The 13,244-nt window shown below is 64.8% G+C and carries 12 protein-coding genes and 1 pseudogene; 7 read left to right on the top strand and 6 right to left on the bottom strand.

Annotation, left to right across the window (positions count from 1 at the left end; all coding sequences use genetic code 11):
- Positions 1-10 precede the first annotated feature (10 nt).
- A complete protein-coding gene (locus ACSVIK_RS07395) occupies positions 11-1,177 on the top strand; it encodes an MFS transporter (RefSeq protein WP_442443702.1) in 1,167 nt (388 codons plus the stop codon).
- Between the two features lie 12 nt (positions 1,178-1,189).
- On the opposite strand, the gene ACSVIK_RS07390 is transcribed toward ACSVIK_RS07395, so the two are convergent.
- Positions 1,190-1,582: a VOC family protein gene (locus ACSVIK_RS07390; protein WP_442443701.1), complete on the bottom strand. Its 393-nt coding sequence runs from the start codon at positions 1,580-1,582 to the stop codon at positions 1,190-1,192.
- A gap of 242 nt (positions 1,583-1,824) precedes the next feature.
- On the opposite strand from ACSVIK_RS07390, the gene ACSVIK_RS07385 reads away from it, so the two are divergent.
- A complete protein-coding gene (locus tag ACSVIK_RS07385) occupies positions 1,825-3,132 on the top strand; it encodes an MFS transporter (RefSeq protein WP_442443700.1) in 1,308 nt (435 codons plus the stop codon).
- Positions 3,133-3,135: 3 nt separating this feature from the next.
- Here ACSVIK_RS07385 and ACSVIK_RS07380 read toward each other — a convergent pair whose 3' ends face one another.
- A complete protein-coding gene (locus ACSVIK_RS07380) occupies positions 3,136-3,576 on the bottom strand; it encodes a helix-turn-helix domain-containing protein (protein WP_442443699.1) in 441 nt (146 codons plus the stop codon).
- Between the two features lie 69 nt (positions 3,577-3,645).
- Between ACSVIK_RS07380 and ACSVIK_RS07375 the strand changes: the two genes are divergently transcribed.
- The 4 genes from ACSVIK_RS07375 to ACSVIK_RS07360 all read left to right on the top strand — a co-directional run bounded on the left by ACSVIK_RS07375 (position 3,646) and on the right by ACSVIK_RS07360 (position 9,733).
- Positions 3,646-4,887, top strand: a complete 1,242-nt coding sequence (locus tag ACSVIK_RS07375; RefSeq protein WP_442443698.1) for an MFS transporter — start codon at positions 3,646-3,648, stop codon at positions 4,885-4,887.
- A gap of 243 nt (positions 4,888-5,130) precedes the next feature.
- Entirely contained in the window at positions 5,131-6,906 is a 1,776-nt protein-coding gene (locus ACSVIK_RS07370) for a bifunctional diguanylate cyclase/phosphodiesterase (protein WP_442443697.1), read from the top strand.
- 84 nt (positions 6,907-6,990) lie between these two features.
- Positions 6,991-9,135, top strand: coding sequence for a TonB-dependent receptor family protein (locus ACSVIK_RS07365; RefSeq protein WP_442443696.1), 2,145 nt, complete (start codon positions 6,991-6,993; stop codon positions 9,133-9,135).
- Between the two features lie 16 nt (positions 9,136-9,151).
- Complete coding sequence (locus tag ACSVIK_RS07360; protein WP_442443695.1) at positions 9,152-9,733, top strand: hypothetical protein; 582 nt, start codon at positions 9,152-9,154, stop codon at positions 9,731-9,733.
- Positions 9,734-9,776: 43 nt separating this feature from the next.
- Here the strand turns inward: ACSVIK_RS07360 and ACSVIK_RS07355 are convergent.
- A pseudogene (locus ACSVIK_RS07355) lies at positions 9,777-10,102 on the bottom strand (precorrin-6A synthase (deacetylating)); the annotation flags it as partial.
- A gap of 172 nt (positions 10,103-10,274) precedes the next feature.
- Between ACSVIK_RS07355 and ACSVIK_RS07350 the strand changes: the two are divergent.
- Positions 10,275-10,637 (top strand): UPF0158 family protein, encoded by a 363-nt coding sequence (locus tag ACSVIK_RS07350; protein ID WP_442443694.1) that lies wholly within the window; start codon positions 10,275-10,277, stop codon positions 10,635-10,637.
- Between the two features lie 125 nt (positions 10,638-10,762).
- On the opposite strand, the gene cobF is transcribed toward ACSVIK_RS07350, so the two are convergent.
- Genes cobF through ACSVIK_RS07335 form a run of 3 tightly spaced genes read right to left on the bottom strand, consistent with a single transcriptional unit; the run spans position 10,763 to position 13,220 of the window.
- Positions 10,763-11,530: a precorrin-6A synthase (deacetylating) gene (gene cobF, locus ACSVIK_RS07345; RefSeq protein ID WP_442443693.1), complete on the bottom strand. Its 768-nt coding sequence runs from the start codon at positions 11,528-11,530 to the stop codon at positions 10,763-10,765.
- A complete protein-coding gene (locus ACSVIK_RS07340) occupies positions 11,527-12,294 on the bottom strand; it encodes a vWA domain-containing protein (protein ID WP_442443692.1) in 768 nt (255 codons plus the stop codon). Before ACSVIK_RS07340 ends, cobF begins: the two co-directional genes overlap by 4 nt.
- A complete protein-coding gene (locus tag ACSVIK_RS07335) occupies positions 12,219-13,220 on the bottom strand; it encodes an ATP-binding protein (protein WP_442443691.1) in 1,002 nt (333 codons plus the stop codon). Before ACSVIK_RS07335 ends, ACSVIK_RS07340 begins: the two co-directional genes overlap by 76 nt.
- Between the last annotated feature and the right edge of the window lie 24 nt (positions 13,221-13,244).

Genomic DNA, 13,244 nt, shown 5'->3' with positions numbered 1-13,244 from the left:
GGAGGTTCGCATGAGCACGGGCAGCCTTGCGCTGACCGGTAGCAGCCGCTCATCGACGGCGCTGCTGGCATTGGCCTGCGGCACCTTCGCCGCAGGCAGCTATCTGGCCCAACCGATATTCTCGACTATCGCCGCTGATCTCGACGTTGCTCCCTGGCAGGCGGGGCTGGCCGTGAGCGCCAGCCAGTTGGGCTTCTGCCTCGGCCTGTTGCTGGTGGTACCGCTGGGCGACCGGCTGGAAAACCGCCGCCTGGTTCTGACCCTGGCGTTCCTGCAGGTACTGACACTGCTGCTGATGGCCAGCGCCGGCAGCATTGGCATTCTGCTGGTGGCGGCACTGGGTACGGGCCTGGCCTCCTGCGCGGTGCAATTGCTGGTGCCACTGGCAGCGCACATGAGCAGCGACAGCGATCGAGGGCGTACCGTCGGTAGCGTCACCGCCGGCTTGCTCTTGGGCATCTTGCTGGCCCGCCCCCTGGCCAGCCTGATCACCGATGCATTTGGCTGGCGCGCCCTGTTCGTTACGGACGCGCTGTTGGTCAGTCTGCTTGGTGCCCTACTAGCCCGGCGCTTACCACGTCGTCGAGTCAGCTCGATGCTCAGCTATCCGGCCTTGCTCGCTTCCCTGGCACAACTTCTCTACAGGTATCCAGAACTACTCCAGCGCAGTGCTGCACAAGCCTGCCTTTTCGCAGCATTCAGTATGTTCTGGGTCGGTGCGCCAGTGCTGCTGGCCGGACGCTTCGGTCTGCAGCCACAGGGGATTGCTCTGTTCGCCCTGGCAGGCGCAGCAGGTGCTTTGCTCGCGCCGGTGGCCGGCCGCCTTGCCGACAGGGGCCATTCCACCGCATTGCGGGGCTTGGGTGCTCTGATGGTGGCCAGCGGCTTTCTGCTGAGCGTCGCCCTGCCAACGCTGAGCTGCTGGTTGCTGGCAGCCCTGCTGATCGATGCCGGTGTACAGATCAGCCATGTCGCCACGCAACGCCAGGTGCTGACACTCGATACCAGCGCCCGTAGCCGACTGAACGGCCTGTATATCGCCGGTTTCTTCCTTGGCGGCGCCCTCGGATCAGCTCTGACGATGCCGTTGCTGCAACTGGGTGGGCACTGGTTTGCCGGTATCGCTGCCCTGCTGGCCCTCATTGCGTTCGCCCTTGGCCAGATACGCAGCCACTGAACTAGGCCCCTCTCACTCGGGCCGGTGACAGACCACGCAAAGCTTGTTGCCATCGGGGTCAAGGAAATAGGCGCCGTAATAATCCGGGTGATAGTGCACGCGCAGCCCCGGCGCGCCTTCGCAATACCCACCCTGGGCGAGCGCCAGCCGGTGAGCCTGATCGACCTGCGCGCGGGTCTGCGCCAACAGCGCCACCATCTGCCCGTTGCCGGGGTGGTGCGCGGCGCCATCGTAAGGCGTGCTGATCAGCAACAGAGGCCGGGGCTCCGGGCTCGACTGCCAGGCCGCCCAGGGCTTGTCCGCGTCGAGAAAACGCAACTCGACGCCCAGCAAATCCATCAACGGCTGGTAGAACCTCAGGGCGCGAGGAAAGTCGCTCACCCCGATGCAGATATGGGAAAACATGTGGCCCCCTTGCTCCATTAAACGAAAACAGCGCCTGCATCCTGGTTCAGTACAGACCGGTATCGCAAGCGCCTGGAGAAGGCGATGACGTATCAGCCGCGCCTGCTTCTGCGGCCTAGCGCGGTTCCCCCCAGGTTCAAGGTCGCTCACGGCAACGTCACCGTCGTCTGCGTGGCGTTCAGCGCTGGTTTCGCTCCGTAACCTGGCAGGATGCCATCCAATTCAGGGATCAGGAGCGTCGTATGAATGCCAGCCACAGCAGCCAGCAAGTGAGCCCGGCCACCTTGCACAAGGTGATCGCCGCCTCCGCCATCGGCAACTTCGTCGAGTGGTTCGACTTCGCCGTCTACGGCTTTCTCGCCGTGACCATCGCTTCGCTGTTCTTCCCGCCGGGCAACCCGACCCTGGCACTGCTGCAGACCTTCGCGGTGTTCGCCGTGTCCTTCGCCCTGCGCCCGCTGGGCGGCATCTTCTTCGGCATACTCGGCGACCGCATCGGGCGCAAGCGCGTGCTGTCGATCACTGTGCTGATGATGGCCGGCAGTACCACGCTGATCGGCCTGCTGCCCACCTACACCAGCATCGGCCTGCTCGCCCCGCTGCTGCTGGCGCTGGCGCGCTGCCTGCAAGGGTTCTCCGCCGGTGGCGAGTACGCCGGCGCCTGCGCCTTCGTGATGGAACACGCGCCCACCGAGCAGAAGGCCCGTTATGGCAGCTTCGTGCCGGTGTCGACCTTCCTCGCCTTCGCCGCCGCGGCCGGCCTGGTACTCGGCCTCGACCAGTTGATCAGCAGCGAGCAGATGCAGGCCTGGGGCTGGCGCCTGCCCTTTCTGATCGCCGCGCCGCTGGGCCTGGTGGGCCTGTACATGCGCCTGCGCCTGGACGAGTCGCCCGCTTTCCAGGCGCTGGCTGCCGAACAGGCCCCCGAGCATTCGCCGCTGCGCGAAACCCTGCGCAGCCATGGCGCCACCATCGTCTGCCTGAGCGCGTTCATCTCGGCCACGGCTTTGTCGTTCTACATGTTCAGCACCTACCTGAGCACCTACATGCAGGTGGTCGGCGGCGCCAGCCGTTCCACCGCGCTGCTGGCCAATCTGATGGCACTGGTCTTCGCCGGGCTGCTATGTCCGTTCGTGGGGCGTTATTCGGATTGGGTCGGGCGGCGGCGCACCATTCTCACCGCCTGCCTGGCGCTGATCTTCGCCGTGTATCCGGCCTTTACCCTGGCCACCTCCGGCGCGCTGCTGCCCTCCGCGCTGGGCGCCATGCTGCTGGCCGTCGGTGCAGTGATCTGCGGTGTGGTGACGGCGGTGCTGCTCTCCGAGCAGTTCCCCACCAGGGTGCGCTACACCGCTTCGGCCTTTACCTACAACATCGCCTACACGATCTTCGGCGGTACCGCGCCGCTGGTGGCCACCTGGCTGATCGAGCAGACTGGCGACCGCATGGCGCCGGCCTATTACCTGATCGTCATGGCCCTGGTCGCCCTGGCTGGCGGCCTGGCCCTGCCGGAGTCGTCGAAGCGGCCGCTGAACTACCGGGCAAGCTGAACATCAGCCAGGGCCTGGCCCGATTTCACGCTTGCGGCTCCCGCGCCTTGCCCCACGCTTGCCAGCCACCTCCACCAGACGCCGGAAGGTGGGGCATTCCAGGTGCGAGGGCGCCGGGCAATCGGCGACATGCCGCAACGTGTCGCGCAGCGCACTCAGCTCGCGGATCTGCCGATCGATGGCATCGGCCCTGGCGTGGATGCGCTCGCGCGGCAGCTCCGGCACGCCGTTGGCGCCGAACATGGCGGCGATCTCATCCAACGAGAACCCTGCCGACTTGCCCATGGCGATCAGCTTCAGTTGCAGCAGCACCTCGGCCGGGAACTGGCGGCGCAAGCCCAGGCGTCCTACCGACCTGATCAGCCCGGCGTCTTCGTAATAACGCAGCGCCGAGGGTTTGAATCCGCTACGTGACGCCACCTCTCCGATATCCAGAAATTTCATGCTTGACCTCAAGCTGGCTTGAAGTTGCAAGCTTCTCACGAACGCTGATTTCGGCAAGAGGGCACGGCAATGAATACGATGAAATCATGGTTATCGAGGCAACCGCAGACCGTCGTCACGGCAACCCTGGCGCTGTCGATGTTGCTGGCATCGATCGGTACCAGCATCGCCAACATCGCGCTACCGCAACTGGCCAAAGCCTTCCCGGCCCCCTTCGCGCAGATTCAGGCGGTGGTGGTGGCCTATCTCGCGACGCTGACGCTAACGGTGGTCAGCGCCGGCCGGCTGGCCGACAGGCACGGCGCGAAGCGCATGCTGGTACTGGGGCTCGCCCTCTTCGCCGGCGCCTCGCTGCTCTGTGCCTTGGCCCCGAGCCTGTGGCTGCTGGTGAGCGCAAGAGGGCTGCAAGGCGTTGGCGCGGCCTTTCTGATGACCCTGAGCATGACCCTGATGCGGCAAACCACCAGCGAGGCACGTGTTGGCCGGGCCATGGGCCTGCTCGGTACCACGTCGGCCCTGGGCACGGCGCTCGGGCCGGCACTGGGCGGCCTGCTGATTCCCCTGGCGGGATGGCGCGCTCTGTTCTGGATGCAGGTGCCGCTGGCGCTGCTGGCCCTGATCCTGGCCGTGTCGCTGCTGCCGAACGACCCGCGAAAGAATATGGCCGCGCCGGCCAGCCTCTGGTCGATGCTGAACCGCGAGCTGCTGCCCAATCTGCTGAGCAACCTGCTGGTGGCCACGGTGATGATGACGACGCTGGTGGTCGGCCCCTTCTATCTTGGCTTCGGCCTCGGCCTGACGCCGACACAGGTAGGCTTGGTCATGGCGCTCGGGCCATCGATCTCGATTTTCAGTGGCGTGCCCAGCGGCCATCTGGTCGATGCCTGGGGCAGCCGCCGCGTGCTCGCCATCGGTATCGGCCTGTTGAGCATGGGCTCGCTACTGCTGGCGCTGCTGCCCAATGCCATCGGCGTCGTCGGCTATATCCTGGCGATCATGGTGCTGACACCGGGTTACCAGCTGTTTCAGGCGGCCAACAATACCGCCACGCTCGCACGGGTTCCGCCGCCGCAACGCGGCACGGTCTCCGGCCTGCTCGGCCTGTCGCGCAACCTTGGCCTGATCGCCGGTGCAGCAGTGATGGGGGCGCTGTTCGCGGCCGCCGTGGGTACGCAGGCCTTCACGCTCGCCACGCCCTCGGCCATCGCCACGGGAATGCAGCAGACCTTTCTGCTGGCGGGCGCGATGATGCTCGCAGCGGCAGGGCTTGCGGCACGTCAGCAGGCGGCGGCCAGCGCCCGCCCGCTGTAACGGCATGGCCAGATCCGACCCACGCTCGCCTGGCCGGCGACAGCCGTGGGATCGCGGTGACGAAGCGGCACGGAACCGAACGCCAGCAGCCGCGTCTGAATGCCAAGCCGAACGACGCACATCCCGTTCGTCGCCGCGCTTGGTTCTGGCAACGCAAACACGCCATGTTACGGACAGAGCGCTTGTCGAATCCACAGTCGTCTAGGATGATGACACATAGCCATCACACCAGCAGGCCTCGCCGTGCGCATCTCGCTTCCCACTCCGAGCAACGAGCCGGAACGTCAGGCCCTGATCGATGACTTACGCTGCTTCGAGGGCATCGAAGATCCGGTCTTCGAGCACATCACCTCATTGGCCGCGCAGTATTTCGACCTGCCCATCGCCCTGATCTCCATCATCGACGAGAACCGCCAGTGGTTCTGGTCGAGAAAGGGGCTCGAAGTCTGCCAGACGCCACGCGACGACTCCTTTTGCGCCTTCGCCATCCTCGGAGAAGAACTCTTCGAGATCTGCGATGCCACCCTCGAACCCTGCTTCCAGGACAACCCGCTGGTCACTGGCGAGCCCGGCATCCGCTATTACGCCGGCTGCCCGCTGATCGCCCAGAACGGCCTGGCCCTCGGCAGTTTCTGCGTGATCGACACCCAACCCAGGCCGCCGATGTCCATGGCTGCACGGGCCATGCTTCGGCAACTGGCGGCCATGGTGATGGCGCGCATCGAGGAGCTGCGCCGCAGCAACTACATCGACGCGCCCAGCGGCCTGTTCAATCGTCAACGCTTCGAGCAGGACGTGCACAATCACCGGCAATTTCAGAGCGATACCCTGGTGGTCGCTGCCGACGTGATCGCACCGAACCTGCTCAACCGTATCGTCAAGGCCCTGGGTTATCCCTTCTCCAACCAGTTGATGGAGGGCATCAAGGAGCGTCTGGACGCATTGCACGGGTCGCCCCTGTACAAACTCAGCCAGACCCGCTTCGGCCTGATCCTCCCCGGTACCACCGATATCGAACGACTGGCGGCATCCGTGGCGCGTCAGTTCGAGCGCCCCATCGACTGCCGAGGCATCCCCATTCAAATCTCCCCGGGCCTGGGCGTACTCCACTTGCGCGCGGACGAGCGCAACGAAGACTGGCTGCGCCTGCTGATCAGCAGCGCCGACCATGCCCGCGAGAACCATGCGCGCTGGAGTCTCTACGACCCGCTGCAGGATGCGGCGCAGCAACGCGCCCTGCTGCTGCTTACCTCGCTGAGCCAGGCGACGCGCGATGACCAGTTACACCTCGAGTACCAGCCCAAGGCAGCACTTGCCAGTGGCCAGGTGACCGGGGTGGAAGCGCTGCTGCGCTGGGTACACCCGACGCTGGGGCCGATCAGCCCGGCGGAGTTCATCCCCTTGGCGGAAAAGACCGCCCTGATGGGCCCCTTGAGCCTGTGGGTGGCACGCCAGGTCATCGAACAGACCGCCCTCTGGTGGCAGCAGGGTCTGACTTGGCGCGTTTCCTTCAACGTCTGCGCCGCTGATCTGGAGGACGTCGAGTTCGTCGATCAGCTCATCGCCCTGCTCCAAGCCAGCGACCTGCCCGCCGAAGCCATCGAACTGGAGTTCACCGAAAGCGCGCTGATGACCCGCCCCGAGGATGCCCAGCGCAACCTGCGGCGCCTACGCGCACTGGGCATCGGCCTGGCCATCGACGACTTCGGCACCGGCTACAGCAACTGGACCTACCTGCGCGAGCTGCCGGCCACCTGCCTGAAACTCGACCGCTCGCTGACCTTCGACCTGCTGTGCGACGAACGCGCACAATGGGTGGTGCAATCGATCGCCCAACTGGCGAAGAAGCTCGGTTATCGCGTCGTCGCCGAAGGGGTGGAAACGGCGCAGATGCAGGACTTGCTGCAACACCTGGGGTGTGACGAGATACAGGGCTTCCACCTGGCCCGCCCCATGCGCGCCGAAGCGCTGAGTGGCTGGCTCAACCTGCAGCAACGGCTGCCCGTCGACGCAGCCTGAAGGTAGCCGGGCTGGCGCGGCGCGGGTGACGAATTGCCCGGCGCCGTCATCAGACAGATTCGCCCCAGCCCAACGGATCCCCGCATGCCGCTTCTGTCGTCCACTCCTGCAACCGCCCGCCTCAGCCTTCTGGCATTGGCCTGCATGGCCAGCCGCGTCACCTTCGCCGCCGAGCCTGTGCAGCTCGACCCGCTGCAGATCAACGGGGCGCAGACGAGCGAGATCGAGGCCGCGCGCGAAGCGCTCGAGCAAGTGCCCGGCGCCAGCAACCTGGTGGACATGGCCAAGGTCGAACAGGGCCGTGTAGCTGGCGTCGCCGATGTACTGGCCTACCAGCCCGGCGTCTACGCGCAGTCCCCTGGCAATGAAGGCGTGAAGATCAGCCTGCGCGGCTCGGGCATCAACCGTGGCCCCGGCTCGCACGCCTCCGGCACCCATATCCTGCTCGACGGCCTGCCGCTGACCGGCTCTGGCGGCACGCCCTACGAACTGCTGGAACCGCTGTGGATAAGTCGCGCCGAAGTGCTACGTGGCGCCAATGGCTTCGACCGTGGCTCGCTGGCCCTGGGCGGCGCCATCGACTACATCACCCACACCGGCTACAGCGCGCCCAAGCTGCAACTGCGCTATGAAACCGGCAGTCATGGCTACCAGAAACGCAGCATCGCCTCCGGCCAGGTGCTGGGCGATTTCGACTACTACCTGGCGCTGACCGACAGCCACACCGATGGCTATCAGGATCACTCATCGGCCAAGGGCAAAGGCATCGCCGCCAACTTCGGCTATCGCCTCAACGAGAACCTGGAAACGCGCTTCTACCTGCGCTATCGCGAAACCGAGCACGAAACGCCCGGTCGCCTGAGCAAGGCGCAGATCGAACATGACCCGCGTGCGGCAGCGAGCAACAATCTGCGCATCGACGCCCATCGCGACCAACCCGGCAGCACCTGGCTGGCGAACAAGACCACCTGGCGCATCGACGACGACTCCACCCTGGTTGCCGGCCTGGCCTATCACCATTACCCCATGGATATCGTCGAAACCCGCTTGCCCAACGGCAACACCTATCGCATCCGCGTGGACTACAGCGACGTCAGCGGCACCCTGAACTACACCCTCCGGCACACTTTGTTCGGGCTGAATAGTGAGACAACCATCGGCCTGCGCAGCACCAGCAACCTGCCCAGCAGCAAAGCAAAAGAGACGGCGGCGCTGCCCATCGACGTCAATGGCACCACTTATCCCGCCGGCACCCTGATGCGCGACTACGAGCACCAGGGTTCGGACAACGTACTGCACCTCAGCAACGACACGGAGCTGGCCCCCGACCTGTGGCTGACCAGCGGCCTGGCGCTGATCTACACCCGCCGCGAAGCCGAAGTGACCTGGCCGGCCACCGACGACAAGCTCAGCCAACACAACTGGGACTACGCCCCGCGCCTCGGCCTGCGCTACCAGCTCAACCCGGATGTGCAACTGTTCGGCAATATCAGCCGCTCGGTGGAACCGCCGCACGCCTGGTCGATGCTCTGGAGCTCGCCACTGCGCTTCCCCACCAGCAACCAGCCCTGGAGCAATCGCCAGCGCGCTGCCATCAGCCTGGACAACCAGACCGCCACCACCTTCGAGGTCGGCGGCCGTGGCGATTCCGCGCTGGGCCAATGGGAGCTGACCTACTACTACTCGCAGGTGCGCCACGAACTGCTTACCGTCGAGATCGAGCCCAACATCTTCGCCGAATCCAACGCCAGCCCCACCGTGCACCAGGGCATCGAAGCCGGCCTGACCAGCCCGTTGTGGCAAGGCGGCGCCGCCGGCGCCCTGAGCCTGCGCCAGGCCTATACCTTCAGCGACTTCCACTACCGCGACGACGACACCTTCGGCGACAACCGCCTGCCCGGCCTGCCGCGCCACTACTACCAGGCCGAACTGCGCTACGACCATCCGAGCGGCTTCTACGCCGGCCTCAACAGCCAGTACGCCTCGAAAGTGGCGGTGGACTACGCCAACAGCTACTACGCCGATGCCTACACCACCTTCGGCGCCACCCTCGGCTACACCTCGCCGAAAGACGACTGGCAAGCCTGGCTCGACCTGCGCAACCTCACCGACAAACGCTATGCCGCCACCGTGACGCCGGGCTATAACGACAACGGCGCGGATATGGCACGCTCCACACCCGGGGAAGGGTTTGGGGTGTATACGGGGGTTTCTTGGAGTTGGTTGTAAGACAGGGAGAAAACCGATGAAGAAGCTCCTGTATGCAGCACTGGCTTTTTCTTCCTTTGCGGCTGGCAACGAACTGCCAGCAGGGATTATCGAAAAGATTCCTGCCGGTTATTCGGTGTGGGTTTACGAGTCTGGTGAATTGGATGACGACACGCTGACCGATTACCTCGTCGTTGTGCATAACCCCGAAGAAGCAACATTGGCCAAAGAGCAGGAAGCACCACCCAGGCCTCTCCTGGTCTTCACCCAAACAGTGGATGGCACTTACGAGCTACGTGCTCGCAATGACCATGTGGTGCTCAAGATCAATGAGGGTGGCCAATGCGATCCATTTGACGGCGATGCTCAAGGGCTAGCCATCAAACATCGCTACTTCACCGTCGAAAACGGTGTTGCTTGCGGTCAGCACTGGACGGACTACCTTACCTTCCGCTACGACCCAGCATTGAAGGACTGGGTATTTCACAAACGAATCTTCGAGAACTGGGTTCTGAATGATAGTCAGGATCCCGATGCCGAAGCGCTGGTTCTCGACGTACACGACGTCACAGTCGCAAAACGCGAAGCGCCCATTCGATTCGGGGCTTATCGTCCGTAGCGCGTAGGGTGGACAACGCTCTTCTTGTCCACCATTTCCGTTCTCAGCCCTGCACTGCCCCTTCCTTGCGCAGCAGATAACTATCCATGATCCACCCATTGCGCTCGCGCGCTTCGGCACGTGTCATGGCGATACGCTCGGCCACATCGTCCAGCGGCCCGGCGATCAGGATTTCATCGACAGTACCGACGTAAGCGCCCCAGTAGATATGCAGACCCTGGCCGACGAAGCGGCGGTAGGTGTCCTTGGCGTCAAGCATCACCGCCACGCTGTCCACGCCTTGCGGCCAGCCTTCGGCGAGCAGGCGGCCGGCGGTGATTCCACCGCGCGGCCAATGCTGTTGAGCGGGATGGGGTGGCGCGCGCTCACCTCCAACCGTTCCACCCTGCCTCGATACTGTCCGACCAGGACTCGGCTCATAGAGCGACCGATCTTCGCTACTCTATTGCCCTCAGATCTCTTCCGAGGAACAGCAATGCCAACGACAATCCTCTACAGCGACTTGGAAAACGCCCTTTTCTGGGCCTCATCAGGCACTGGCATGCAAACCGAAGCCTTCATCTGCCTTGCCACCGGCAAGACCTACTTTCGCGGCGATGATGATGAGTGGGACGAACTGCCAGAGGATATCGAGGACGACTCCAAGTATCTCCTGGTTCCCGGCAAGCATGACCTCGACCTGGGCCTAGCGCTGGTCATGCGCTTCACCTACAGCAACGCTCCACATCTCGAAGAACGCATTCATGACATCTTCCGGCGCAAAGGCGCCTATTCGCGCTTCAAAGAGCTTCTGCTAGCCAACGACCTGCTCGATAGCTGGTATGAATACGAGAACCAGGCCACCCGAGAGGCTCTGGAAGAATGGGCGTCGGAAAACGGCATTATCGTGCGCCACGATGACTGAAGGTAAGCTCTGTTGAACCGCACAAGGGACTCATCGCATCTCGCATGATTGCGCACACTCAACACCAAGTTACCCTTATCGTCACTTACCGTTGAGCCCGCTCCGCCTGTCCACCGCTTCTGCCCTCAGCCCTGCGCCGTACCTTCCTTGCGCAGCAAATAACTATCCATGATCCAGCCATTACGCTCGCGCGCTTCGGCACGTGTCATGGCGATACGCTCGGCCACATCGTCCAGCGGGCCGGCGATAAGGATTTCGTCGGCAGTGCCGACGTAGGCGCCCCAATAGATATGCAGGCCCTGGCCGACGAAACGGCGGTAGGTGTCCTTGGCGTCGAGCATCACCGCCACGCTGTCCACGCCCTGTGGCCAACCTTCGGCGAGCAGGCGGCCGGTGGTGATTTCCACGGCGCGGCCGATGCTGTTGAGCGGGATGCGGTGACGCGCAGTCAGCGCCTGCAGGCTGGTGATGCCGGGAATCACGTCATAGGCGAAATCACTACGGCGTGCGGCGATGGCTTCGATGATGCGGATGCTGCTGTCGTACAGCGACGGGTCACCCCAGACCATGAATGCCGCCGTTTCGCCATCGGCCATCTGCTCGTCGATCAGTTGCTCGAACACCGCCTGTTTGTCGCGGTTGAGTTCGTCGACGCTGGCGCGGTAGTCCGCGGCGTCGCGCTCGCGCTCCGGTTGCAGGCCTTCGGCGAAACGCGGTGTGTGGTCTTCGAGGAAACGTGCGCAGATCTCGCGACGCAAGGCGTTGAGCTTGTGCTTGGCCGCGCCCTTGTCCATCAGGAAGATCACATCGCTGCGGCGCAGCGCCTTGATCGCCTGATAGGTGATGTAGTCCGGGTCGCCGGCGCCGATGCCGACCAGCAGCAGGGTTTTCATGGGGTTCTCCAGGTGCGCCCTGGCACGCTGGGCGCCAGGTCGTCGATATGGTGGTAGTCGGCCTGCAGCGCCTGCGCCAACTGGCGAGCGCGGCCCAGGCGGATGGGCGCGCGCTCGGTGTCGAGCAGCAGGGTTGGGCACGGCAGTGGCGCCAGCGCTGGCAGGTCGCGCAAGCGGCCATCGGTGAGGATCAGCAAGCGCTGGCGTTCGCTCGGTTTCAGGCGTTGCCGACGCTGCAACCAGTCGCCGGCCTGTTGCAGTGCATCGAACAGCGGCGTACCACCACCAGCGCCCAGCTCCTGCAGCCAGCGGTGCAGCTCAGCACTGGCCTTGCGCCCCTGCCACAGCCAATGCGCCTCACGGCCTCCAGCCTGCAGCACTGCCAGCCGTGCGCGCTGGCGGTAGGCGCTGTCGAACAGCTCGGCAAGCACGCCCTTGGCCAGGCTCAATGCACCATGGCGGCGGGTCGAGGCGGAAGCATCCACCAGCACCAGCCACAGCTCCTCGGCCTGCTGGCTACGTGGGCGCATAACCAACTGTTCGCGACGTTGCGGTCGGCCCTTACGCAGGGTCGCCGGCCAATCGATACGCCCGTTCGCGCCGGCACGCACGGCGCCACGCAGGCCGCCGCCGAGTCGTCCGGGCCGGTTGCGGGCATCCGCGCCTGTGGCTGTGCGCGGGCGGATGCTCAGGGCTTTTTTGGCCAGCGCGGCGGCACGCGCCGTTCGCCCATGGTCTGCGGCTGCGCCGGCAGCTCGCCCCATTGGCCTTCAGCCTGATTCTGTTCCTGCGCCTGCTGCGGCGCCTGGCTCTGCTCGGGCGGCGTGGCAGCAGGCGGCTGTTGCTGACGACGGCGATGACGCAGGACGAAGTCCTCCACTGCGTCGATATCCACAGGCTCGATAGCCACCGCGCCACGCCAGGCGGCATGGGCGCGAGCGGCGCGCAGCCAGACCAGATCGGCACGCAGGCCATCGACGCCAGCGGCAAAGCAACGCTGGCTGATCTCGCCCAGGGCGGCATCATCCAACGGGATATCGGCCAGGCGCTGGCGGGCATTCTGGCAACGAGCAGCGAGAGCCGCCTGCTCGGTTTGCCAGCGCTGCAGGAAGGCAGCGGGGTCAGCATCGAAGGCCAAACGGCGACGCACGATCTCGGCGCGCTCGGCCGGTTGCGGCTGACCGTCCAGCGCCAGGTTGAGGCCAAAACGATCGAGCAGTTGCGGGCGCAGCTCGCCTTCCTCGGCGTTCATGGTGCCGATCAGCACGAAGCGCGCGGCATGCCGGTGGGAAATGCCGTCACGCTCGACATGGTTGACCCCGCTGGCGGCGGCATCGAGCAGCAGGTCGACCAGATGATCCGGCAGCAGGTTGACCTCATCGACATAGAGCACGCCGCCGTCAGCACGCGCCAGCAGGCCAGGGGAAAACTGCGCGCGACCTTCGCCCAGCGCGGCGTCCAGATCCAGCGTGCCGACGATGCGCTCCTCGCTCGCCCCCAGCGGCAGGGTGACGAAGCGCCCGACATCGAGCAGATCGGCCAGGCCACGGGCCAGGGTAGACTTGGCCATGCCGCGCGGGCCTTCGATCAGCACCCCGCCGATGGCCGGATCGATGGCGGCCAGGCACAGCGCCAGCTTCAGCGAGTCGGCACCGACCACGGCGGCGAGAGGGAAGTGATGTTCGGTCATGTCGGCATTCACGAGCGGCAAAGA

Origin of the sequence: Pseudomonas sp. NCHU5216, assembly GCF_052156495.1 — a bacterium.
Taxonomy (GTDB): domain Bacteria; phylum Pseudomonadota; class Gammaproteobacteria; order Pseudomonadales; family Pseudomonadaceae; genus Aquipseudomonas.
The sequence above is the reverse complement of the archived record's forward strand: the minus strand, read 5'-3'. Positions and strand labels throughout refer to the sequence as shown.